The organism is Citrobacter sp. Cb080 (genome assembly GCF_030334745.1).
GTDB lineage: Bacteria > Pseudomonadota > Gammaproteobacteria > Enterobacterales > Enterobacteriaceae > Citrobacter > Citrobacter braakii.
In genome coordinates this window covers 14,787-37,592 of sequence record NZ_JAOWDG010000085.1, presented here as the reverse complement: position 1 = coordinate 37,592, position 22,806 = coordinate 14,787, and the positions used below count along the sequence as shown (strand labels likewise).

The 22,806-nt window shown below is 53.6% G+C and carries 20 protein-coding genes and 1 pseudogene; 8 read left to right on the top strand and 13 right to left on the bottom strand.

From position 1 onward, the window contains the following. Window positions 1-33: 33 nt before the first annotated feature. From OGV38_RS24220 to arcA, 4 genes are read right to left on the bottom strand one after another with little or no spacing between them, the layout of a single operon-like run. The gene (locus OGV38_RS24220; protein ID WP_047414703.1) at window positions 34-1,437 is read right to left on the bottom strand and encodes a YfcC family protein; all 1,404 of its coding nucleotides are present in this window, start codon (window positions 1,435-1,437) and stop codon (window positions 34-36) included. Between the two features lie 55 nt (window positions 1,438-1,492). Next, window positions 1,493-2,497, bottom strand: a complete 1,005-nt coding sequence (gene argF, locus OGV38_RS24215; protein ID WP_286475325.1) for an ornithine carbamoyltransferase — start codon at window positions 2,495-2,497, stop codon at window positions 1,493-1,495. 55 nt (window positions 2,498-2,552) lie between these two features. Beyond that, window positions 2,553-3,485 (bottom strand): carbamate kinase, encoded by a 933-nt coding sequence (arcC, locus tag OGV38_RS24210; protein ID WP_046275810.1) that lies wholly within the window; start codon window positions 3,483-3,485, stop codon window positions 2,553-2,555. A gap of 9 nt (window positions 3,486-3,494) precedes the next feature. After that, window positions 3,495-4,715 carry an arginine deiminase gene (gene arcA, locus OGV38_RS24205; RefSeq protein WP_286475409.1) on the bottom strand — a complete coding sequence of 407 codons (1,221 nt, stop codon included), beginning with the start codon at window positions 4,713-4,715 and terminating at the stop codon, window positions 3,495-3,497. A 673-nt stretch (window positions 4,716-5,388) separates the two neighbouring features. Here arcA and OGV38_RS24200 point away from each other — a divergent pair. Then, the gene (locus OGV38_RS24200; RefSeq protein WP_016151499.1) at window positions 5,389-5,841 is read left to right on the top strand and encodes a YhcH/YjgK/YiaL family protein; all 453 of its coding nucleotides are present in this window, start codon (window positions 5,389-5,391) and stop codon (window positions 5,839-5,841) included. A gap of 99 nt (window positions 5,842-5,940) precedes the next feature. Here the strand turns inward: OGV38_RS24200 and argF (OGV38_RS24195) are convergent, their stop codons facing one another. Next, window positions 5,941-6,948 (bottom strand): ornithine carbamoyltransferase, encoded by a 1,008-nt coding sequence (gene argF / locus OGV38_RS24195; RefSeq protein ID WP_286475319.1) that lies wholly within the window; start codon window positions 6,946-6,948, stop codon window positions 5,941-5,943. Then, on the bottom strand, window positions 6,918-7,013 hold the full coding sequence (argL, locus tag OGV38_RS25200) for a putative translational regulatory protein ArgL (protein ID WP_370916541.1): 96 nt from the start codon (window positions 7,011-7,013) through the stop codon (window positions 6,918-6,920). The genes argF (OGV38_RS24195) and argL overlap by 31 nt, the downstream gene beginning before the upstream one ends. 98 nt (window positions 7,014-7,111) lie before the next feature. Between argL and rraB the strand changes: the two genes are divergently transcribed. The 3 genes from rraB (at window position 7,112) to OGV38_RS24180 (ending at window position 9,343) form a co-directional block, all read left to right on the top strand. Next, window positions 7,112-7,537, top strand: coding sequence for a ribonuclease E inhibitor RraB (gene rraB, locus OGV38_RS24190; protein WP_016151501.1), 426 nt, complete (start codon window positions 7,112-7,114; stop codon window positions 7,535-7,537). Window positions 7,538-7,588: 51 nt separating this feature from the next. Further along, a complete protein-coding gene (miaE, locus tag OGV38_RS24185) occupies window positions 7,589-8,347 on the top strand; it encodes a tRNA isopentenyl-2-thiomethyl-A-37 hydroxylase MiaE (protein WP_019078254.1) in 759 nt (252 codons plus the stop codon). A 165-nt stretch (window positions 8,348-8,512) separates the two neighbouring features. Next, on the top strand, window positions 8,513-9,343 hold the full coding sequence (locus OGV38_RS24180) for a topoisomerase II (protein ID WP_286475316.1): 831 nt from the start codon (window positions 8,513-8,515) through the stop codon (window positions 9,341-9,343). A gap of 26 nt (window positions 9,344-9,369) precedes the next feature. Here the strand turns inward: OGV38_RS24180 and OGV38_RS24175 are convergent, their stop codons facing one another. After that, window positions 9,370-9,873 (bottom strand): GNAT family N-acetyltransferase, encoded by a 504-nt coding sequence (locus tag OGV38_RS24175; RefSeq protein WP_075849114.1) that lies wholly within the window; start codon window positions 9,871-9,873, stop codon window positions 9,370-9,372. Between the two features lie 195 nt (window positions 9,874-10,068). Between OGV38_RS24175 and OGV38_RS24170 the strand changes: the two are divergent. After that, window positions 10,069-11,259 (top strand): annotated as a pseudogene (locus OGV38_RS24170) (YjgN family protein). A 56-nt stretch (window positions 11,260-11,315) separates the two neighbouring features. Here the strand turns inward: OGV38_RS24170 and OGV38_RS24165 are convergent. The 3 genes from OGV38_RS24165 to pepA all read right to left on the bottom strand — a co-directional run bounded on the left by OGV38_RS24165 (window position 11,316) and on the right by pepA (window position 16,236). Further along, complete coding sequence (locus OGV38_RS24165) at window positions 11,316-14,171, bottom strand: valine--tRNA ligase (RefSeq protein ID WP_075849118.1); 2,856 nt, start codon at window positions 14,169-14,171, stop codon at window positions 11,316-11,318. Continuing rightward, a complete protein-coding gene (gene holC / locus OGV38_RS24160; protein WP_016151505.1) occupies window positions 14,171-14,614 on the bottom strand; it encodes a DNA polymerase III subunit chi in 444 nt (147 codons plus the stop codon). The genes OGV38_RS24165 and holC overlap by 1 nt, the downstream gene beginning before the upstream one ends. A 110-nt stretch (window positions 14,615-14,724) precedes the next feature. After that, complete coding sequence (gene pepA / locus OGV38_RS24155; protein ID WP_003025870.1) at window positions 14,725-16,236, bottom strand: leucyl aminopeptidase; 1,512 nt, start codon at window positions 16,234-16,236, stop codon at window positions 14,725-14,727. A gap of 153 nt (window positions 16,237-16,389) precedes the next feature. Here pepA and OGV38_RS24150 point away from each other — a divergent pair, with 153 nt between their 5' ends. The 3 genes from OGV38_RS24150 to lptG all read left to right on the top strand — a co-directional run bounded on the left by OGV38_RS24150 (window position 16,390) and on the right by lptG (window position 18,685). Next, a complete protein-coding gene (locus tag OGV38_RS24150) occupies window positions 16,390-16,440 on the top strand; it encodes a hypothetical protein (RefSeq protein WP_212723231.1) in 51 nt (16 codons plus the stop codon). 62 nt (window positions 16,441-16,502) lie between these two features. Continuing rightward, window positions 16,503-17,603, top strand: a complete 1,101-nt coding sequence (gene lptF / locus OGV38_RS24145) for an LPS export ABC transporter permease LptF (protein ID WP_016151506.1) — start codon at window positions 16,503-16,505, stop codon at window positions 17,601-17,603. Further along, the gene (lptG, locus tag OGV38_RS24140; protein ID WP_008786067.1) at window positions 17,603-18,685 is read left to right on the top strand and encodes an LPS export ABC transporter permease LptG; all 1,083 of its coding nucleotides are present in this window, start codon (window positions 17,603-17,605) and stop codon (window positions 18,683-18,685) included. The genes lptF and lptG overlap by 1 nt, the downstream gene beginning before the upstream one ends. Window positions 18,686-18,724: 39 nt before the next feature. Here the strand turns inward: lptG and OGV38_RS24135 are convergent, their stop codons facing one another. The 3 genes from OGV38_RS24135 to idnT all read right to left on the bottom strand — a co-directional run bounded on the left by OGV38_RS24135 (window position 18,725) and on the right by idnT (window position 22,677). Further along, on the bottom strand, window positions 18,725-20,227 hold the full coding sequence (locus OGV38_RS24135) for a helicase HerA-like C-terminal domain-containing protein (protein ID WP_286475311.1): 1,503 nt from the start codon (window positions 20,225-20,227) through the stop codon (window positions 18,725-18,727). A gap of 79 nt (window positions 20,228-20,306) precedes the next feature. Beyond that, complete coding sequence (idnR, locus tag OGV38_RS24130) at window positions 20,307-21,305, bottom strand: DNA-binding transcriptional regulator IdnR (protein WP_047358548.1); 999 nt, start codon at window positions 21,303-21,305, stop codon at window positions 20,307-20,309. Window positions 21,306-21,357: 52 nt separating this feature from the next. Continuing rightward, window positions 21,358-22,677 (bottom strand): gnt-II system L-idonate transporter, encoded by a 1,320-nt coding sequence (gene idnT, locus OGV38_RS24125; protein ID WP_016155581.1) that lies wholly within the window; start codon window positions 22,675-22,677, stop codon window positions 21,358-21,360. Window positions 22,678-22,806 lie beyond the last annotated feature (129 nt).

Sequence of the window (22,806 nt, the reverse complement as noted above, 5' to 3'; positions counted from 1 at the left end):
AAAAAAGCCGTCGGGATCCGACGGCCAACAGGACTACAGCATCGCGCCGATACTCAGAACAACCATGTTCAGCACTGTCAGAATTAGCAGCAGTGGTGCGACCCATTTCAGGTAGCGCACATAAGGAACACGAGCGATGGCCAACCCTCCCATCACAACCGCTGAGGTGGGGGTAATCAGATTCACAATGCCGGAAGCGGATTGATACGCGGTGACGACCAGATCCCTTTGCACATGGGCGAAGTCAGCCAGCGGGGCCATAATGGGCATCGTGAGCACCGCCAGGCCAGACGAGGAAGGGACCAGGAAGGAGAGCAAGACTTCCAGCCAGTAAGTCACATTGATGAAAATGGTGGTGGACAGACCGGAGACTAAATTTTCGGCGCTGTGCAAAATGGTGTGGGTGATCATGCCGTTGTCCATCACCACGACGATACCGCGCGCAATGCCGATAATCAGCGCCACGCCGAGCAGATCCCGAGCCCCGTCAATGAAGGTACTGGTGAATGCTTCTTCACTCATGCGGGCAATCACGCCGACGATAATCGCAGATGCCAGAAAAACCCCAGATATTTCCGCCATCCACCAGCCGAGCACCGCGACGCCATAAATCATCACTGCAAAGGCGGCGGCGAATATCAGCAGGATCCACTTACGCGTAGCCGTGAATTCAAGATTGGTATTGGCGCGACTACCGAGAAAATGGGCACGGTTTTCCTCCATTTTATCGGCCACGATGGAAAGCTCAGGATGGCTGCGAACTTTCCGTGCATAGCGCATGACCCATATCACACAGATTACATAGCCGACGACCAGCAGCAGAATGCGCATCAGCATTCCCTGGGTGAAGGGGATCCCGGCGGCGTTAGCGGCAATAACCGTTGCGAAAGGGTTGATTGTTGAACCGAGGGTGCCGATGCCTGCGCCAAGCAAAACGGTTGCAGCAGCAACCAGTGGATCAAAGCGCGCAGCCATCATGACCGGAACCAATAAGGTGTAGAAAGGAAGTGATTCTTCCGCCATTCCGTAAATCGTGCCTCCGGCGGCGAAAAGTCCCATCAGGATGGGGATCATCCACTCTTCTTTGCCGTTCAGCCTGACCGTCACGCGTTCGATGCCGGCGTCGATGGCGCCCGTTTTGTTTACCACGCCGAGAAACCCGCCAATAATCAGGACAAACAACGCCACATCAATCGCGCCTGCGGTGTAGGTTTCGTGGTTATAAAGCCCGTCAATCGGAGCCAGCAGTACAGCCGTTAAACCTTGTGGATGTGCCTCTGTTGGGGCATAGGTACCGGCAACCGGCACTTCTTTGCCCAGAGTGGCATTCATCGCCATCTGGTATTTCCCGGCAGGGACAATCCAGGTCATAACGGCGACGAGCGCAATGAGAATAAACAGGATGGTATACGCGCTGGGAAATTTGAATTTGCCCATGATGTTCTCCGGATAGCTTGGGCATATGCCGCCAGGCGGCACATGCCCACTGGGGTTAGTCGCCGAGTGTCGCTACCATGACCGCTTTGATGGTATGCATCCGGTTTTCTGCTTCGTCGAAGACGATGGAATGCGCTGACTCAAATACCTCCTCCGTGACTTCAAGCCCTTTCAGGCCGTAAGCCGCTTCGATTTCACGGCCCACTTTGGTGTGCTCGTTATGGAAGGCGGGCAGGCAGTGCATGAATTTCACATTGGGATTGCCGGTCGCATCGATGACCTGCTGGTTAATTTGATAAGGCGTCATCAGGCTGACGCGTTCTGCCCACGCCTCTTTGGGTTCTCCCATCGAAACCCAGACATCGGTGTAGAGAAAGTCCACGTCGTAAACACCTTCCTCAACATCCTCTGTGAGCGTAATGCGCGCGCCCGTCACGCTGGCGATTTCACGGCATTCGGCAACCAGCGCCTCGTCCGGCCAGAAGGATTTCGGTGCGACCAGACGAATATCCATCCCCATTTTCGCCGCGCCGACTATCAGCGAATTGCCCATGTTATTGCGGGCGTCACCGAGGTAAGCGAAGCTCAGTTCGGGTAAGGTTTTACCCGGGGCGTGTTCCAGCATGGTCATCAGATCCGCGAGGATCTGCGTAGGGTGGAATTCATTCGTCAGCCCGTTCCAGACCGGCACACCAGCGAACTGCCCCAGTTCTTCCACGATCTCCTGGCCGTAGCCGCGGTATTCAATACCGTCATACATGCGACCTAACACGCGGGCGGTATCTTTCATCGACTCTTTATGACCAATCTGCGAGCCGCTTGGGCCAAGGTAGGTCACCTGTGCGCCCTGATCGAAAGCGCCGACTTCAAAGGCGCAGCGGGTGCGAGTTGACGTTTTTTCGAAGATTAGCGCGATATTTTTACCGACCAGCGTTTGCCTTTCGCGCCCGGCTTTTTTCGCCGTTTTTAACTCGATAGCCAGATCGATCAGGTACTGGATTTCCGTTGGGGTGTAGTCCAGCAATTTGAGAAAATTGCGATTTTTCAGGTTAACAGTCATGAAAATATCCTTATGTAGGCTGGATAAGGCTTCGCTTTACCCAGCAAAAAAAGCCTTAAGCGTTAACATCAGTGGCTTCGCGCCGAATTAGCGTGCCTTTGTCACCAGCGAGAATGGCCGAACCGTCAGCCAACGAGCCGATGCCAGCAATCCCGTGACAGTGAGAGACAAATTCCGCGCAGGCGGTGACTTTGGGGCCCATTGAACCGGCGTCGAATTGCATTTCGCCGAGCCGTTCCGGCGTAATCTGGGCCAGCGGGCGCTGGGTAGGTTTGCCCCAGTCGAGATACACCGCATCGGCATCGGTCAGGATCAGCAGCGCATCGGCGTGGATTTGTTTGGCGAGCAGGGCGGCGGAGAGATCTTTGTCGATCACCGCTTCAATACCGTGGTAGCCATCGGCTTTTTCCACCACCGGTACGCCGCCACCGCCGTTGCAGATAACCAGATGATCGCGGGCGATCAGTGTGCGAATGGCGTCACTTTCCACGATTCGTTTGGGTTGTGGAGAGGGCACAACACGGCGGAATGCTTTACCATCGGCTTTGAAAACCCAGCCTTTTTCCGCCTGTAACGCGTGGGCCTGGGGTTCGTCATAAATCGGCCCGATATATTTGGTGGGATTGCTGAAGGCCGGATCGTGGGCATCGACTTCAACCTGAGTCAGCAGGACACTAATTTCACGCTGTGGGAGCTGGTTTTTCAGGGCCTGTTGCAGCATATAGCCAATCATTCCCTGACTTTCCGCGCCGAGAATATCGAGCGGATAGGGGGTGACGTTGGCATAAGCACTGTTTTGTAACGCCAAAAGTCCAACCTGCGGGCCATTGCCGTGTACCAGAATTACACGCCACTGCTGCGTGAGTTGAGCGAGAGTTCTTGCCGCCAGCTCAATATTCTTGCGTTGGATGTCGGCTTCCAGCGGTTCGCCGCGTTTGAGTAGCGCATTGCCGCCCAGCGCCACAACCAGGGTAGGTTTGTTTTCCATAACGTCTCCTTAAATACCGTCGCGTTCCAGCGGGCAACTCATGCAGCGCGCTCCGCCGCGCCCACGTCCCAGTTCGTCGCCAGGAATGGGTAAAACAGTGATGCCAGCTTTGTCGTATTTTTCGTTGGTCCAGATGTTGCGTTCGTAGCCCACCACAACCCCGGGGCGCAGCGTCAGAACATTGTTCGCGTCATTCCACTGTTCGCGTTCAGCTTCGAAGGCGTTGCCACCGGTGGTGATCAGATTGATCTGGTCGAGGCCAAGTGCTTTTTCGAGGGCATGTACCAGCGTACTTTCCTGGGTGCGTTTCAGGCCGCCGCGCCCGTCTGGTGTCAGGGTCCAGCACTGGACATCCGGGCGCACCGCTTCCGGGTAGACGGAGAAGGTATCGATATCGATGTGGGTCATGACGGTATCGAGGTGCATACAGGAGCGATGTTTCGGCAGTTCGACTGCGATGACGCGTTCTGCCTGGCGATGCTTAAATAGCGACTGGGCAAGGAACTCAATGCCCTGCGGCGTGGTACGTTCCGACATACCGATGAGAACTGCGCCGCGACCAATGACCAGCACATCTCCACCTTCTAATGTGGCGTGGTCGTAATTAATATTTTCATCGCCGAAATATTTAATAAAATCACCATCGGCAAATTGTGGATGCCAACGGTAAATCGCCCGCAAGTTATTAGTTTCTCGTTGACGTGCAGTTTTTGCCATCGGATTAATGGATACGCCGTTATATATCCAGCATGAGGTGTCGCGGGTAAATAAGTGGTTTGGTAATGGCTTCATAATAAAGTCATTAATATCGTGAGTATCGACCACCATATTTTTGATTGAGGCAGGAATTTCTCCGTATGTCAGCCCACCGCTTAAATGTCGGGCGAGCTCCCGGTGCTGCATATCTGCAAGCCAGGCGCGAATATCCGTGGCGAAAGCGGGGCCAAGCCGATAATCAGAAATTTGTGTATCCAGTAGCCAGCTTTTGGCATCGGGGATATCCAGAGTTTGTGTCAATAAATCAGTGAGTAACAGAACCTCAATTCCCTGTTGACGTAACGTGTTGGCGAAAATGTCATGCTCTTCTCCTGCACGTTCTACCGAAAGAACATCATCAAAAAGCAGTTCCTGGCAATTTGACGGCGTCAGCCTTTTTAGGCTGAGGTTAGGGCGATGTAGCATTACGCTACGTAATTGACCGATTTCAGACCCGACATAATGCTTTTCCATCATTATTCCTTTAATACGATTTTAAAAAATAAAGAGGAGGTGCCTGCAAATAATGTTTATTGCAGTCATGATTTTTCAGCTGATTTCAGAATCTATATTTAGATCTTATCTGATATAGAAACGTGATTCATTTCACAGTCAGGTCGATGTTTGGCATTTGTTGTTTAATTTATGAGATGGCTCTGAGAATTTAAAAAATAAAAACATGAATAATTGAATTACTACGCAGGAATATGTCTTGTTATTTAACTGTGTTAATTTTATGTACATGTCTAAATATTTAATAAATTAAATAGTGCGTTGATTTTTATATGTTTTTCTATATTTAATGAATTTTTATGCGAATCTATTATTTTATTATTTGTGCTGTAAGGTTTATTTCAAAATAAATATGACGATGAAGAAAGATAACGAAGGAGACGTAAACTGTGATCGATAGCTGGTTTTTCTAATAAAGCTTTATATAACAGTGAGTTAGTGACTGAGTTGAAAAGTATGAGACGAAAGTTATGCAGAGTTTATGCATAACCTGTTGCTGGCTATTAGCAATTATTTAACATCATCAGCGATAAACATGCGTTGACGCAAAATATCGGCAAATAGCAGTGGTATGGCAGACCGTTTTTTCGTATAACAACTAAAATGAAACGATGTTTTAATTAAGGGGTTTGAAATGATTGTCGGCAATATTCACAACCTGGATGCCTGGCTGCCGGAAGAGCTGCGTCAGGCGATTGAGCACATTAAAGCGCACGTGACGGATGCGACGGAAAAGGGTAAGCACGACATCGACGGCGAACGTCTGTTCTATCTGATTGCTGAAGATATGACGGAGCCGTTTGCGCAGCGCCGCGCCGAATATCACGCTCGCTATCTGGATATTCAGATCCTGCTCAAAGGTCAGGAAGGCATGACTTTCAGCACGCAGCCTGCGGGCGCACCGGAAACTGACTGGCTGGCGGATAAAGATATCGCCTTCCTGCCGGAAGGCGAACAGGAGAAAACGGTGGTGCTGAATGAAGGTGACTTCGTCGTCTTTTATCCGGGCGAAGTGCATAAACCGCTGTGCGCGGTCGGCGCACCTGCGCTGGTACGCAAAGCCGTGGTGAAAATGCGGGTAGCATAAACCGGTTTGCCGGGGGCGACTTACCCGGCCTACGGAAGTACGATGGTAGGCCGGATAGGGTGCGTCAGCATCGCCATCCGGCAATTCAATCACGCAATGCTATGATTTGGAAAGCGTCGCGACCATCACCGCTTTGATGGTGTGCATTCGGTTTTCCGCCTGATCAAATACGATACTGGCGGGTGACTCAAAGACCTCGTCGGTCACTTCCATGCCGCCGTGCAGACCATATTCCTGCGCCATTTGTTTGCCAAGCGTGGTTTGATCGTCATGGAACGCGGGCAGGCAGTGCAGGAATTTCACCTGCGGATTGCCGGTCAACGCCATCATCGCGCTATTAACCTGGTACTTACGCAACTGCGCAATACGTTCGGCCCATTTCTCTTTCGCTTCGCCCATCGATACCCAGACGTCGGTATAGATGAAGTCCGCGCCTTTCACGCCCGTGGCGACATCTTCGGTTAGCGTTATATTGCCGCCGTTTTTCTGTGCCAGCGCTTCACACTCCGCAACGAGGCTTTCCTCCGGCCAGCAGGCCTGGGGCGCGACCAGACGCAGATCCAGTCCGGTTAACGCAGCGGCTTCCAGCATGGAATTGCCCATATTGTTGCGGGCATCGCCGGTGTAGACCAGCACCATCTCATTAAACGCTTTACCCGGCAGGTGTTCCTGCATCGTGAGTAAATCCGCCAGCAGTTGGGTAGGGTGAAATTCGTTGGTTAATCCGTTCCAAACCGGAACTCCGGCATATTCCGCCAGCGTCTCGACAATTTCCTGACCGTGGCCTCGATACTGAATACCGTCGTACATACGACCGAGTACGCGGGCGGTGTCTTTGATCGACTCTTTATGACCAATCTGGCTGCCGCTCGGCCCGAGATGCGTCACGCGCGCGCCCTGATCGTATGCGGCAACTTCGAAAGAGCAACGGGTGCGGGTTGAGTCTTTTTCGAAGATGAGCGCGATGTTTTTACCGGTGAGTTTAGCGACCTCTGTACCGTTTTTCTTATCCGTCTTGAGCTGCGCGGCGAGCTGGAGCAGTGACGTGAGTTCAGCAGAGGTGAAATCAAGCAGTTTCAAAAAATGTTTCTGATAAAACGCAGACATAGTTCCCTCACATGGCTTAGGCCATTTATTGAATTAAAATTCAATTTATATGGGTGTTTATTCATTTGCAACCTTGTTTAACAAATCTTTCCTGGAAAGGTGGAGGCAATGACAGCGGTATGTGACAATAAGAGTATCGGCAGGACATTATGAGGAATGAGCCATGGCAAACCCGGAACTACTGGAAGAACAGCGTGAAGAAACGCGCTTGATTATTGAAGAGTTACTCGAAGATGGCAGCGATCCAGACGCGCTGTACACCATCGAGCATCACCTTTCCGCGGACGACTTTGAAACCCTGGAAAAAGCGGCAGTAGAAGCCTTCAAGCTGGGTTATGAAGTGACCGAGCCGGAAGAGCTGGAGGTGGAAGAGGGCGACACGGTTATTTGCTGTGACATCCTGAGCGAATGTGCTCTGAATGCCGAGTTGATCGACGCTCAGGTTGAGCAACTGATGAACCTGGCTGAAAAATTTGATGTGGAATACGACGGTTGGGGCACCTATTTTGAAGACCCGAACGGCGAAGAAGGTGAAGACGGCGACGATGAAGACCTCGTCGACGAAGATGATGACGGCGTGCGTCACTAAGTCATCTGCTGACCTACGGTAGCGTCTGCTGCCGTAGGCCAAGGATAACGTATGGATTACCTGCAAATACTCTCCCCGATCCACAACTTCCTGCACTGTAAAACGCCCCAGGCCTGGCTTGATAAAGCGCGAGCCCCGGCGAATCTCCCTCTGTTACTGACGGATCATCTCGTCTGCGAGCTGAAAGCGGCGCAAACGGCCATGCTGCTGGTGCGTAAGTATGTTGCAGATAAACAGGGATCGCAGGCGCTACTGGACTGGCTGAAACCCTATGAAGCGTATGCTTTCAGAGAAGGGGATGAACCGGATTTTATCGCGCTGAATAAACAGATAAGTAAAAGCGTAATGCCGCAAACTGACGACCCGTGGGGGCGCAAGCTAATCGACAGCATGGTTTTGCTGATCAAAGAAGAGCTGCACCACTTCTGGCAGGTGCGTGAAGCGATGATGAGCCGCAACATTCCCTACGTCAAAATTACCGCCAGCCGTTATGCCAAAGGCATGCTCAAAGAGGTGCGAACCCACGAGCCATTAACGCTAATCGACAAACTGATTTGCGGGGCCTACATTGAGGCGCGTTCTTGTGAACGGTTTGCCGCGCTGGCGCCGTATTTGGATGACGATTTACAGGCATTTTATCTTTCGCTGCTGCGATCCGAGGCGCGGCACTATCAGGACTATCTGGCGCTGGCACAGCAGGTTTCTGCCGACGATATCAGTAGTCGGGTGCGGTTCTTTGGCGAAGTAGAAGCTGCATTGATTACTTCTCCCGACGATGAATTCCGCTTCCACAGCGGTGTGCCAGCCTGACTCCCTTCTCTGACGCGCGGCGTTAATCGTCGCGCGGTTTAACCTTTCCTGTTTCCATTAGCAAAATCTGGTGGCTGGAAATCGCTCGCTGCTACCGTAATAATCAAAACACACGAAGGGGAAATATATCCCCGCAACAGAGACTGTTTTGCATAAGGATGGTTAATGAACTGGGCACACGTATTGTTGGCGGGTTATATCGGGGTGGTGATTGCTATCGTCGTTGGCATGTTTCGCAAAAAAGGCTGGCTGGGCAAGATCTCCGGCGCGGTGGTTTTTGTGGTGGCGATTGTCGCGTGGAATCTGTTTGATGTGCACTACCTGATCCCGCGCGAAAGCCCTGATTATGGGCTGACGGACGCGCAGAAATTTGAAAATGCGATGCTGGCAATGCCTGTTTATCAGGTACTTAAAGAGCAGGAACCCGCGTTATGGCAGAACATCCTCAACCAGGCAACGCAACTGAAAGAAGCTGGGAAAAGCGAACAACAGATTATCGACGCTATTCAGCCGCAAATCCTGCAGGTACAGATGGCGCGTTTGCAGCAGGCACCCGATGCCAATGTGATTGAGTATATGAAAATTAACCTCGAGCAGATTGCTGCGGTGGCAAAAGTGGGCGATGACGAGTGTTTTCGCTTTCTGTTCCCGGCGGTGAAAGGCGGGATTAACCCGGTGCGTATTATTCCGCGGGAGCTGATGAATCGTCGTATGGCCAGCGACATGAGTATGATGCACGCGGCTTATGGCCCGAACAAACATACGGTTACGGCGCAAGAGAAACAGCTGGCGCTTCAGGATCTGCAATCCATCGGCCCGGGATTGGTACAGCGCTTTGGACCGGATATCCAGATTATGGCTGATCCGAGTAAAGGTGTGGGCAAAGAGAAAGTCGCTTGTGAAATGGTGCAGGATTTATGGTCACGGGTGCTGACGCTGCCAACCGCTCGCGCGGCTGGCGTCATTCGGCTGATGCTCTCCGCCGAAATGCAGTAACACAACCATTGCCCCTCCGGCTGAAGTCAGAGGGGCTTTAACATCCGCACTTCGCAATCCACGTGCCCGGTACAGCCCAGCGCTTCGTTGATATGCTCAAACCCTAAATGTTCATACAGGCGGATTGCCTCGGTCAGAAACGCCGTGGTCTCCAGATAGCACTGTTTGAAACCCTGCTCACGGGCATGTTCGAGGGCCATCAGCGCCAGCTTTTTCGCCAGCCCCTGACCGCGTGCGCTCGACAGGAAGTACATCTTTTGCAGTTCGCAAATGTCCGGTTCGCTACATCCTAACGGCGCAACGCCGCCGCCGCCCACGACTTCACCGTTTTGCTCAACCACCCAGTAGGCCGCGCCCGGCTGGCTGTAAACCTGGAATAGTTCATCCAGATTAGGGTCGGCAACGGTATAGCCTTTATCGGCAGTAAGCCCGTATTCAGCGGAAACTTTGCGGATCACCGCAGCGATAGCGGCATTATCTGCTGCGGTGATTCGGCGCAGCGTAAGCGTGGTGGGTAGCACAACATTCATAATATGGCTCAATTCTAAAAATACACTTATATATTTATTTAATACCACTCTCTTCTGTCGGGTGCAAGACGTTCCTGAATCAGAAAAAAATTAAAATACATTGGCTAATTAAAAATAGTATTGTAAACGAACCAGTAAATAAACACTGGTTTTTATTTTTTTATCTTAATGGAATTTATATTGGGGATATTGTTCATGAATGATTTTGTTGGTGGTCGGGAAAATCAACGACACACATTTATTTTTATCGGTAAAGGATGGCAGTACTTTATTATTTGCATTGTCAATTTTTTGCTGTGTTGTATTACTCTGGGTATTTATACACCGTGGGCGATAGTGAAATGTCGGCGTTATATTTACGAAAGTATGACTCTCAATGGCCAACCCTTTACCTATAAGGCGACTGGTGGCGCGATATTCGTAAGCTTCTTGTCGATTATGGTGGTTTATGGTGCCAGCATGAGTTCTATTGCTAACGGCAGCCCTCTCGTTGGTTTTACTTTGATTGGTTTACTGGTAGCTGTCCTTCCATTAATGACCATAAAAAGCCTGCAGTATCAGGCGATGATGACGTCGCTTAACGGTGTGCGTTTTGGTTTTGATTGCTCACAATTACATGCATGGCTTTTTTTACTGGTTGTGCCAGTGGTGCTTGCTGTGGTGAACTGGGGAGTGATTTATCTTCTGATACTTGCCACCGACTGGATTGAGGGCAGTACTGGAATGCTTATCAGAATAGCATTTATCGCGTTGGTGGGAATTGTGGGCATGGGTATCACCTACGGTATTACCTATGCAAAATGGATGCAGTTAGTGGGTAATGGCGGTAATTTTGGTATTCACCGCTTTACTATTAACGTCAATATGAAAGCAAGCATAGTGGGGTGTATTAAAGCCGTGCTGGTACTGCTGCCATTTGTTGTTGTGATTGTCTGACTAATTGCCCCTATTTTTCTGCAAATGGTGATGTTGGCTGTGTTAGGCGTGGCCGACGACGAATTTATCCGGGAGAATCAGAGCAGAATAATGGCGAGCTATTTTCTCTATTTCGCCGGAATTATTGTGGTTGGAAGCTATTTATACACCACGCTACGTAATCTGTTCATGAATAACCTGGCGCTGGCCGAGGGCAAAATCCGCTTTCATTCTTCCGTCACTGCACATGGCCTGATCTGGCGTTTTGTACTGGTGTTGTTTATTTCAGGCATCACGTTTGGGCTAGCTTATCCGTGGATGAAAATGTGGCTGGTCAGTTGGCTGGCCAGTAACTCCCATGTACAAGGGGATTTGGATGCGCTGGAACTGACTGACCATACAGAGGCGTTGGAAACAGGTCCGGCGATGTGGGTATCACGTGGTGTGATGACCTACTTCCCGTTCATCTGATACAACAAGGCCGGAGCATGCTCCGGCCTTTAATACGTGTATAACGTCAACGGCAATTACAGCGCGGCGATGACCGCCTGCTGCTCAATCAGCTTCGCTTTCGCTTCCGCATAACCGTCCAGCTTCTCACGCTCTTTGGCGATAACTGCTTCCGGTGCGCGAGCAACGAAACCTTCGTTGGAAAGTTTGCCTTCGATACGGGCAATCTCACCTTCGATTTTCGCCACTTCTTTCGCCAGACGCGCCAGCTCATCTTCTTTATTGATGAGGCCAGCCATCGGGATCAGCAGCTCGGCGCCGTCGATGATTTTGGTCACGGAGACTGGACCTTTGTCATCGGCTGGCAGTACGGTGATGCTTTCCAGACGCGCCAGGTTCAGCAGGAAGCTGCGGTTATCGTTCACACGGCGCATCGCATCAGCGCTGCAACCGCGCAGCAGCAGTTCGAGCGGTTTGCCTGGGGCGATGTTCATTTCCGCACGGATGTTACGTACGGCAACGATCGCCTGCTTCAGCCATTCGGTATCAGCCAGTGCGGCTTCATCAACCTGTGCGGCGTTATATTCCGGGAACGGCTGCAGCATGATGGTGTCGGCGGTAATACCGGAAATCACCTTCACGCGCTGCCAGATGGTCTCGGTGATGAACGGGATGATCGGATGCGCCAGGCGCAGCAGACCTTCCAGAACGGTGACCAGCGTATTGCGGGTGCCGCGCAGTTCAGACTCGGAACCGCCGTTCATTACCGGCTTGGTCAGCTCCAGATACCAGTCGCAGAACTGGTTCCAGGTGAATTCGTACAGAATGCCCGCGGCGATGTCGAAGCGGAAGTTGTCCAGCGCTTCGCGGTACGCTTTGATGGTCTGGTTGAATTCAGCAAGGATCCAACGATCCGCCAGCGACAGGGTCATTTCGCCGCCGTTGAAGCCGCAATCCTGGTCTTCGGTGTTCATCAGCACGAAGCGGCTGGCGTTCCACAGCTTGTTACAGAAGTTACGGTAACCTTCCAGACGCTTCATATCCCAGTTGATGTCGCGACCGGTAGAGGCCAGCGCCGCCAGGGTGAAGCGCAGTGCGTCGGTGCCGTGCGGCTCGATGCCGTCCGGGAACTGCTTCTCGGTACGCTTGGCAATCTTCTCGGCCAGCTGCGGCTGCATCATGTTGCCGGTACGTTTCTCCAGCAGTTCTGCTAGGGAGATACCGTCGACCATATCCAGCGGGTCAATGACGTTGCCCTTGGATTTGGACATCTTCTGGCCTTCGTCGTCGCGGATCAGACCGGTCATGTAGACGGTCTTAAACGGCACCTGCGGCTTGCCGTTTTCATCTTTGATGAAGTGCATGGTCATCATGATCATGCGGGCAATCCAGAAGAAGATGATGTCGAAACCGGAAACCATCACGCTGGTTGGGTGGAACTGACGCAGCGCGTCGGTGTTTTCCGGCCAGCCCAGGGTAGAGAAGGTCCACAGTGCGGAGGAGAACCAGGTATCGAGAACGTCTTCGTCCTGGCGAAGCTGAATGTCGGCACCGAGGTTGTTTTCCTGACGCACTTCGTCTTCAGTACGGCCAACGTAGACGTTGCCGTCGTTGTCATACCATGCCGGGATACGGTGACCCCACCACAGCTGACGGGAAATACACCAGTCCTGAATATCGCGCATCCAGGAGAAGTACATGTTTTCGTACTGCTTCGGTACGAACTGAATGTCGCCGTTCTCAACCGCTTCAACCGCCGGTTTCGCCAGCACGTCGGCACGGACGTACCACTGGTCGGTCAGCATCGGTTCAATAACCACGCCGCCACGGTCGCCGTAAGGTACGGTCAGGTCGTGCGGTTTAATTTCTTCCAGCAGGCCCAGCGCATCAACGGCGGCAACCACCGCTTTACGCGCGGCAAAGCGCTCCAGCTTCTGGAACTCAGCCGGGATTTCATTGGAATAAACGTCGGATTCTTCGCCTTTGGTGTCGTACACTTCCGCGGTTTCACGGATGTCGCCGTCAAAGGTCAGAATATTGATCATCGGCAGGCCGTGACGTTTCCCGACTTCGTAGTCGTTAAAGTCGTGCGCCGGGGTGATCTTCACGCAGCCGGTGCCTTTTTCCATATCAGCGTGTTCATCGCCGACGATGGGAATGCGGCGGTTAACCAGCGGCAGAACAACAAACTTGCCAATCAGATCTTTATAACGCGGATCTTCCGGGTTGACGGCCACGCCGGTATCGCCCAGTACGGTTTCCGGACGGGTGGTGGCGACGACCAGGTAATCTTTACCATCAGCGGTTTTCGCGCCGTCAGCCAGCGGATAGCGGATGTGCCACATTGAGCCTTTCGACTCGCGGTTTTCCACTTCCAGGTCGGAAATTGCGGTGCGCAGTTTCGGGTCCCAGTTCACCAGGCGCTTGCCACGGTAAATCAGGTCTTCTTTGTACAGGCGAACGAAGACTTCTTTCACGGCATTGGAAAGACCTTCGTCCATAGTGAAGCGCTCGCGCTCCCAGTCAACGGAGTTGCCGAGACGGCGCATCTGGCGGGTGATGGTGCCGCCGGATTCCGCTTTCCACTGCCAGATTTTGTCGATAAACGCTTCGCGACCGTAGTCGTGGCGGGTTTTACCTTCTTCAGCGGCAATCTTACGCTCAACCACCATCTGGGTTGCGATACCCGCGTGATCGGTACCGGCCTGCCACAGGGTGTTTTTACCCTGCATGCGCTGGTAGCGGATCATGGTATCCATGATGGTTTGCTGGAAAGCATGACCCATATGCAAACTGCCGGTGACGTTCGGCGGCGGGATCATGATGCAGAAGGACTCTTTGCTTTCATCGCCGTTAGGTTTGAAATAGCCCTGCTTTTCCCAGTGCTCGTAAAGCGGCTGTTCGATATCTTGTGGGTTGTATGTCTTTTCCATTATTTCCAGGTTGCCGTATTCAGGTTAAAACCAGCCACGCGGTAAGCTTTGTAGCGATCGCGTGCCGATTGTTTCAAAGAATCTTCGTAAGGAACGAAGTCTATCACTTCTGTGAAAGCGGTGGCAAAATCTGCAAAGCCAACGCGCAAACTGATAAGCAGGTCGCGCGGGCTGCTGTTGCGTTTCTCCGGCCAGGCAATCTCTACCGGTGCGCCGCCTCTGGGGCCTTCACCTGCCAGATTATGCGGAACAAAGCTTTCTGCCGGTCTTGCCCACAGGGCTTCATCCAGTCGAAGAGCCTGCTTTTCGTTTTCGCAGGCGATCAGCACGCGCTTGCCAGCACGCCAACGTTCTGCGGCAATTTCACACACCAACTGCTCGACGGCGCTTAAGCCATCGTGTTGCGTGTCATTGTCCAGAAGATAGAAAGTTGCGTTTCTCATATATGGGGCTTCTTCTGGTGAATTTAAATGCGTTGCCATGATGCACAACCGTAGGCCGGATGGCGTTGCGCTTATCCGGCCTACGGGTCTTATTGCTTGTGCTTACCGCCTTACTCTTCGCCGTTAAAACCGGCACGATTGAGCAGGAATTGCGACAGCAGCGCCACCGGACGACCGGTTGCGCCTTTGGCTTTCCCTGAACGCCATGCGGTACCGGCGATATCGAGGTGAGCCCAGTTGTACTTACGGGTAAAGCGTGACAGGAAGCAGCCCGCGGTAATGGCGCCGCCAGGACGTCCGCCGATGTTCGCCATATCCGCAAAGTTGGACTCTAGCTGCTCCTGGTATTCATCACCCAGCGGCAAACGCCACGCGCGGTCGCCAGCCTGTTCGGACGCACCGATCAGCTCATGCGCCAGCGGGTTGTGGTTCGACATCAGGCCAGTGATGTGATGGCCCAGCGCAATCACGCACGCGCCTGTCAGGGTTGCGACGTCAATCACCGCTTCTGGCTCAAAGCGCTCGACGTAGGTTAATACGTCGCACAGGACCAGACGGCCTTCGGCATCGGTATTGAGAACTTCAACGGTCTGACCAGACATGGTGGTCAGCACGTCGCCTGGGCGATACGCGCGGCCACCCGGCATATTTTCGCAGCCTGCCAGCACGCCGACGACGTTGATTGGCAGTTGAAGCTCGGCCACCATGCGCATCACGCCATATACCGCTGCCGCGCCGCACATGTCGTATTTCATCTCATCCATGCCTTCGGCAGGTTTGATGGAGATACCGCCGGAGTCAAAGGTTAACCCTTTACCGACCAGCACGATCGGACGCGCGTCTTCGGATGGATTGCCTTTGTACTCGATGACCGACATCAGCGACTCATTCTGCGAGCCGTGACCGACGGCCAGATAAGAGTGCATGCCCAGCTCTTTCATCTGCTGCTCGCCGATCACGCGGGTTACAACATTTTTGCTGTAGCTGTCTGCCAGTTGGCGCGCCTGAGAGGCGAGGTAGGCGGCGTTACAGATGTTCGGCGGCATGTTGCCGAGATCTTTTGCTGCTTTAATGCCGGCGGCGATCGCCAGACCGTGCTGGATCGCACGCTCACCGCTGGTCAGTTCCCGGCGGGTCGGTACGTTGAAGACCATTTTACGCAGCGGACGACGCGGCTCGCTTTTGTTGGTCTTCAGTTGATCAAAGCTGTACAGCGTTTCCTGTGCTGTCTCAACGGCCTGACGCACTTTCCAGTAGTTATTGCGCCCTTTGACGTGCAGCTCAGTCAGGAAGCAGACGGCTTCCATTGAGCCAGTATCATTCAGCGTATTGATGGTTTTCTGAATGACCTGCTTGTACTGGCGCTCATCAAGCTCGCGCTCTTTGCCACAACCAATGAGGAGAATTCGCTCAGACAGAACGTTAGGAACATGGTGCAGCAACAGGGTTTGACCTGGTTTGCCTTCCAGTTCGCCACGACGCAGCAGTGCGCTGATGTACCCGTCGCTGATCTTGTCGAGCTGCTCTGCAATCGGAGAGAGACGGCGTGGTTCAAAGACACCCACGACGATGCACGCACTCCGCTGTTTCTCCGGGCTACCGCTTTTTACACTGAACTCCATGCACTACGCTCCTGAATCTTAAAGACAACGGCGGTGGCTACGGATAGAATTGCAAGCTTTCGTAACTCATACCCGCTGTTGCGGTGACTTCGTGTTAATCTTAACGTTATTACGGCATTGGCACGTCAGAACAATTTCTGAGAGGTGGATCCGTTGAGTATAATGATCTTAGCGACGATTTCGACGACTCAAGAGAATAAATGACGTTTAAGCCATGAAACAAGCTAAATTCCGGCAAAAGACGGGTTTTTACGGGCGTATTTAAAGTGATAATCATAAGATATCTGGTTCGGGAAACGCTCAAAAGCCAACTTGCGATCCTATTCATCCTGCTTTTGATCTTCTTTTGTCAAAAGTTAGTCAGGATCCTTGGTGCGGCGGTTGACGGTGATATCCCGGCGAATCTGGTGCTCTCGCTGCTGGGGCTGGGCGTGCCAGAAATGGCGCAACTTATCTTGCCATTAAGCCTGTTCCTCGGGCTGCTGATGACGCTGGGCAAACTGTATACCGAAAGTGAAATTACGGTCATGCACGCCTGCGGGCTGAGCAAGGCTGTCTTAGTGAAAGCGGCGATGGTGCTGGCGCTGTTTACCAGTATTATTGCGGCGGTCAACGTGATGTGGGCCGGACCGTGGTCCTCCAGACATCAGGACGAAGTCCTGGCGGAGGCGAAAGCGAACCCCGGTATGGCGGCGCTTGCTCAGGGGCAATTCCAGCAGGCCACTAACGGCGGCTCGGTGCTGTTTATCGAAAGCGTTGACGGCAGTAATTTCAACGATGTGTTCCTCGCGCAAATCCGCCCGAAAGGTAACGCCCGTCCTTCGGTGGTGGTAGCGGACTCCGGTCATCTTACTCAATTGCGCGATGGCTCTCAGGTCGTGACGCTGAACCAGGGGACGCGTTTTGAAGGGACCGCGCTGCTGCGCGATTTCCGCATTACCGACTTCCAGAATTATCAGGCGATTATCGGTCATCAGGCCGTGGCGCTGGATCCAAACGATACCGACCAGATGACCATGCGTACGCTATGGACGACCGACACCGATCGCGCCCGTGCGGAGCTGACCTGGCGTATCACGTTAGTATTCACCGTATTTATGATGGCGCTGATGGTTGTACCGCTGAGCGTGGTGAACCCGCGTCAGGGTCGCGTACTGTCCATGCTGCCAGCAATGCTGCTTTATTTGCTGTTCTTCCTGGTTCAGACATCGCTGAAGTCGAACGGCGGCAAAGGTAAGCTGGATCCGGTGTTCTGGATGTGGACGGTTAACCTGGCGTATCTGGCGCTGGCGATTGTGCTTAACCTCTGGGATACGGTGCCGATGCGCCGCTTACGTGCCCGTTTTATGCGTAAAGGAGCGGTATAATGCAGCCTTTTGGTGTACTTGACCGCTATATCGGTAAAACCATTTTCACCACCATCATGATGACGTTGTTCATGCTGGTGTCGCTCTCCGGGATCATCAAGTTTGTCGACCAGCTGAAAAAAGCCGGGCAGGGGAGCTACGATGCGATGGGCGCCGGGCTGTATACCCTGCTCAGCGCGCCGAAAGATATCCAGATCTTCTTCCCGATGGCGGCGCTGCTGGGTGCTTTGCTGGGGCTGGGCATGCTGGCGCAGCGCAGTGAACTGGTGGTCATGCAGGCTTCTGGCTTTACCCGTATGCAGGTGGCGTTGTCGGTGATGAAAACCGCGATTCCGCTGGTGTTGCTGACGATGGCCATCGGCGAATGGGTGGCGCCGCAGGGCGAACAAATGGCGCGTAACTATCGTGCGCAGCAGATGTACGGCGGCTCGCTGCTCTCGACCCAGCAAGGTTTGTGGGCGAAAGATGGCGACAGCTTTGTCTACATTGAGCGGGTGAAAGGTGACGCCGAGTTAGGCGGAATTAGCATCTACTCCTTTAACGACAAGCGCCGTTTGCAGTCCGTCCGTTATGCCGCAAGCGCGACGTTTGACCCGGAGCAGAAGGTCTGGCGTTTGTCGCAGGTGGATGAATCCAACCTGACCGATCCGAAGCAAATCACCGGCTCGCAGACGGTGAGCGGCACCTGGAAAACCAACCTTACACCCGACAAGCTCGGCGTCGTGGCGTTGGATCCTGATGCTCTCTCGATTAGTGGTCTGCATAACTACGTGAAGTACCTGAAGTCGAGCGGCCAGGACGCCGGACGCTACCAGCTCAATATGTGGAGCAAAGTCTTCCAGCCGCTGTCTGTGGCGGTAATGATGCTGATGGCGCTGTCGTTTATCTTTGGTCCGCTGCGTAGCGTCCCGATGGGCGTGCGCGTGGTGACAGGGATTAGCTTCGGCTTTGTGTTCTATGTGCTGGACCAAATCTTTGGCCCGCTGACGCTGGTGTACGGCATTCCGCCGATTATCGGCGCGTTGCTGCCAAGCGCCAGCTTCTTCCTGATAAGCCTGTGGCTGATGCTGCGTAAGTCCTGATATTCGCCCCTCCCGCTGTGCGGGAGGGGCGCCTTCCTGCTAGCGTTTTCTCCCGCCCATCAAACTCCCCAACATGCCGCGGATTATCTGATTGGTGACCTGTCGCGCCGCGCTCTTCGCCACGCTCTGTACCACGCCATCGCGCTTGCCGCCGCGCGGTCCGGTGCTGCCAAACAGAATATCCTTCAATCCACCGAGAATACCGCCGTCCACATCGATCGCTTTACCGTTGGCGGGAGGTGTATTTTGCTGCTCGGTGCTGGCCTGCACGCCTTGCTGTAAACGCTCATAGGCGGACTCGCGGTCGATCTGTTCTTCATATTTACCGTACAGCGAGGAGTGATTAATCAGCCCGTTACGCTCGTCATCCGTCACCGGTCCCATCCGCGAGTACGGCGCAATCACCATTGCTCGTTCAACCACCGACGGGCTGCCTTTAGCGTCCAGAAACGACACCAGCGCCTCGCCGGTTCCCAGTTCCTGAATGGCTTTTTCGGTATCAAATGCCGGGTTGGCGCGCATGGTTTGCGCGGCGGTTTTCACCGCTTTCTGATCCTTCGGTGTAAACGCGCGCAGGGCGTGCTGCACGCGGTTCCCCAACTGACCGAGCACGTTGTCCGGAATATCTGACGGGTTTTGCGAGACGAACCACACGCCGACCCCTTTCGAGCGGATCAGGCGGATCACCTGTTCGATTTTATCCAGCAGCACCTGCGGGGCGTCGTTGAACAGCAGGTGAGCTTCATCGAAGAAGAACACCAGTTTTGGCTTCTCCAGATCGCCTGCTTCCGGCAGCTGTTTGTACAGTTCGGAGAGCATCCACAGCAGGCTGGCGGCGTACAGTTTGGGCATCTGGTAGAGCTTCTCTGCGCTGAGGATGTTGATCATCCCTTTGCCGCTGGCGTCAGTTCGCATCCAGTCTTTGATGTCCAGCATCGGTTCGCCAAAGAAGTGCGCCGCCCCCTGTTGCTCCAGCGACAGCAGTCCACGCTGAATTGCCCCGACCGAGGCGCTGCTGATATTGCCATACTGATTCTGGAAGGATTTGGCGTTATCGCCGATGTACTGGGTAATGGCTCGCAGGTCTTTGAAATCGAGCAGCAGCAGACCCTGGTCATCAGCAATGCGGAAAATAATATCCAGCACGCCGGACTGCACGTCGTTGAGGTTCAACAAACGGGCCAGCAGCAGCGGGCCGAGGTCAGATACCGTGGCCCGCACGGGGTGACCTTTTTCGCCGAAGATATCCCACACCGTGACCGGATTAGCATGCGGTTGCCAGTCGGTAATGCCGATATTTTTCAGTCGGGCGAGCAGCTTTTCAGAGGCCTGCCCTTCCTCGGCCACGCCGGTTAAGTCGCCTTTCACATCGGCCATAAATACCGGTACGCCAATTTCAGACAGCGATTCGGCCAGCTTCTGTAGCGTGACGGTTTTACCGGTCCCGGTCGCGCCGGTAATCAGTCCGTGACGGTTGGCCATGCCTGGCAGTAAAAACAGTTCGGTGTCCGGCGTGCGGGCAATTAGCAGGGGTGTGCTCATTGAGATTTCCTCCATTTATCTTGCCTGGAGTATAGGCAATGTCCATCAAAGAGAGTATGCGATGGCCAGAGAAAATGACTTAAAGCGTATTGCCGTGATAAATCTGGTACCCCAAATCCACGGTGTTGTGGTTATGGTCGTTGTTCTTGATTTTGCTCAGCAACATCTGCGCTGCCATGCGGCCAATGTCAAAACGCGGGGTGATCACGCTGGCGAGGCTTGGGATCATCTGCCTGCCCATTTCCAGCCCGTGAAAACCGGCAATTGAGATCTGTTCCGGAACGGCCAGATCGCGCTCGCGGCACAGCAGCAGCGCGCCCATTGCAATATCGTCGTTGGTGCAAAAAACGCCGTCTAAATCCGGATGCGCGGCGAGCGCGTCCCGCATCATCTGGGTGCCGAGATGGATGGATGAAATAGAACGCGGATTGACGCGCAGCGGCACCAGACCCCGGCGCGTCATGGCATCGCAATAGCCGCGATAGCGCTGTTCATCGCGGACGTCGTCTTTCGAACCGAGATAGAGGATTTTGCGCCGCTGGCGTTTATCCAGCATGGTGCTGACCATATCAAACGCCGCCTGACGGTTATCGAAGCCTACTTCCATGTCCAGACGATCGCCCTGAATATCCATCAGCTCCACCACCGGAATGTTGGCTGAACGCAAAAACTTCACCGTGCGCAGGGTGTGATATTTCTCGGACAGGATAATGCCGTCGATATTGTATGACAGCAGATTGATTACCGACTCTTCCTCGGATTCCCGGTCGTAATTGTAGTTGGCGATCAGTGTCTGATAGTTATGATCCGAGGTGACCGACTCAATGCCGGCCAGAATGTCAGCGAACAGCTGGTTTTGAAACGAGGGGATCAGCACGCCAAGCGTATAGCTTTGCGCATTCAGCAGCATCGCGGGCGCGCGGTTGGGGATGTAATTAATCTCCTCCATAATCTGCGCGATGCGTTCGCCGGTTTCCTTTGCGACCTTTTTTGGCGAGCGAATGTAGCGGCTCACCGTCATTTTGGTCACGCCCGCCAGCGTGGCGATGTCTTGCAAAGAAATTCTGTGGTTCCTCATTTTCTCTCCAGTGCCGGGGAGCGCGGATCTGTGCTCCCCGGTGATGACCGTCTTAATGCAGAATGGCGTTCAGCGCCAGAACCCCCAGCAGCCCCATAATGGAAATCAGCGTCTCCATTACCGTCCAGGTACGCAACGTTTCCCCGACGCTGAGATTAAAATAGCCTTTAAACAGCCAGAATCCCGGATCGTTAACGTGGGAGGCAATCACGCTGCCCGCGCCGGTAGCCAGCACCATCAGCGCCGGGTCGGCATGAGTGACGTTGATAATCGGCAGCACCACGCCCGCGGTGGTGATCGCCGCCACGGTGGCTGAACCGAGCGCGATACGCAGCAAGGCGGCGACCGTCCAGCACATCAGCAGCGGAGAAAGCGACGTGCCGGTCATCAGGTGCGAGATATATTGCCCCACGCCGCTGTCGACCAGAACCTGCTTAAACGCGCCGCCCCCGGCGATGATAAACACAATCATCGCAATCGCACCGATAGAGTCGCCAATGATATCCATAATTTGCTCGATCGTACGTCCGTTACGTCGGCCAAGGGTAAAAATGGCGAGCACGATAGCGATAAACAACGCGACCGCAGGGTTACCGATAAATTCAAAGAACACCCGTACGCTGTTGGTTTTCGGCAGCGTGATTTCGCACACTGCGGCGACCGCCATCAGTATGACCGGGATTACCGCGGCAAAGATACTGTTCCAGAATGACGGCATCTCTTCTTCGGTGAACAGATGCGGGTTGAATAACCCTTCCGGCGGCGCTTTCTCAAAGCGGGTCAGCAGCTTAGAAAACAGCGGCCCGGCAACAATCACCGTCGGGATAGTAATAATAAAGCCGTACAGCAGGGTGGTGCCGAGATTAGCCTCGAAAATGGTGGCAATCGCGGTCGGCCCCGGATGCGGCGGCAGAAAACAGTGGGTCACGGACAGTGCAGCTACCATCGGGACGCCAACATACAGCAGCGGCAGGCCGGAAGAGGCCACCACCGTAAACACCAACGGCAGCAGCAGAACAAAGCCGACTTCGAAAAACATCGCCAGACCCACCACCAGACCGGTGATCACCAGCGCCCACTGCACGCGTTTTTTACCAAACGTGCCAATCAGCGTGGTGGCGATGCGCTGAGCCGCGCCGGTATCGGAAATCAGCTTACCGAGCATTGCACCGAAGCCAAGGATCATCGCCAGACCGCCTAGCGTCCCGCCGATCCCATTTTGTATTGAGTGCAAAACGGCCTGGGCATCCATCCCTTCGGCAAAACCGACGACCGCCGCCACCAGGACCAGAGCAATAAAGCCGTTAACTTTAAAACCAATCATCAGGACCAGGAGCAGCGCGACGCCTGCCGCAATTATTATTAATGGCATAATCGTTTCTCTTATATCCCCGTCATACTTCAAGTTGCAGGTGTGTTGGCTGCGCTCACTCACCCGAATCACTTACTCAAGTAAGCTCATCGGGTTCATTCACTTGCCGCCGTCCCGCAACTCGAATTA

Coding starts and splice junctions, on each gene's coding strand:
- OGV38_RS24135 (WP_286475311.1), bottom strand. CDS start 20,227: ATGAGCACACCCCTGCTAATTGCCCGCACGCCGGACACCGAACTGTTT.
- OGV38_RS24220 (WP_047414703.1), bottom strand. CDS start 1,437: ATGGGCAAATTCAAATTTCCCAGCGCGTATACCATCCTGTTTATTCTC.
- lptG (WP_008786067.1), top strand. CDS start 17,603: ATGCAGCCTTTTGGTGTACTTGACCGCTATATCGGTAAAACCATTTTC.
- idnR (WP_047358548.1), bottom strand. CDS start 21,305: ATGAGGAACCACAGAATTTCTTTGCAAGACATCGCCACGCTGGCGGGC.
- holC (WP_016151505.1), bottom strand. CDS start 14,614: ATGAGAAACGCAACTTTCTATCTTCTGGACAATGACACGCAACACGAT.
- OGV38_RS24200 (WP_016151499.1), top strand. CDS start 5,389: ATGATTGTCGGCAATATTCACAACCTGGATGCCTGGCTGCCGGAAGAG.
- argF (WP_286475325.1), bottom strand. CDS start 2,497: ATGACTGTTAACCTGAAAAATCGCAATTTTCTCAAATTGCTGGACTAC.
- argF (WP_286475319.1), bottom strand. CDS start 6,948: ATGTCTGCGTTTTATCAGAAACATTTTTTGAAACTGCTTGATTTCACC.
- OGV38_RS24175 (WP_075849114.1), bottom strand. CDS start 9,873: ATGAATGTTGTGCTACCCACCACGCTTACGCTGCGCCGAATCACCGCA.
- OGV38_RS24180 (WP_286475316.1), top strand. CDS start 8,513: ATGAACTGGGCACACGTATTGTTGGCGGGTTATATCGGGGTGGTGATT.
- miaE (WP_019078254.1), top strand. CDS start 7,589: ATGGATTACCTGCAAATACTCTCCCCGATCCACAACTTCCTGCACTGT.
- pepA (WP_003025870.1), bottom strand. CDS start 16,236: ATGGAGTTCAGTGTAAAAAGCGGTAGCCCGGAGAAACAGCGGAGTGCG.
- arcC (WP_046275810.1), bottom strand. CDS start 3,485: ATGGAAAACAAACCTACCCTGGTTGTGGCGCTGGGCGGCAATGCGCTA.
- rraB (WP_016151501.1), top strand. CDS start 7,112: ATGGCAAACCCGGAACTACTGGAAGAACAGCGTGAAGAAACGCGCTTG.
- OGV38_RS24165 (WP_075849118.1), bottom strand. CDS start 14,171: ATGGAAAAGACATACAACCCACAAGATATCGAACAGCCGCTTTACGAG.
- idnT (WP_016155581.1), bottom strand. CDS start 22,677: ATGCCATTAATAATAATTGCGGCAGGCGTCGCGCTGCTCCTGGTCCTG.
- arcA (WP_286475409.1), bottom strand. CDS start 4,715: ATGGAAAAGCATTATGTCGGGTCTGAAATCGGTCAATTACGTAGCGTA.
- argL (WP_370916541.1), bottom strand. CDS start 7,013: ATGAATAAACACCCATATAAATTGAATTTTAATTCAATAAATGGCCTA.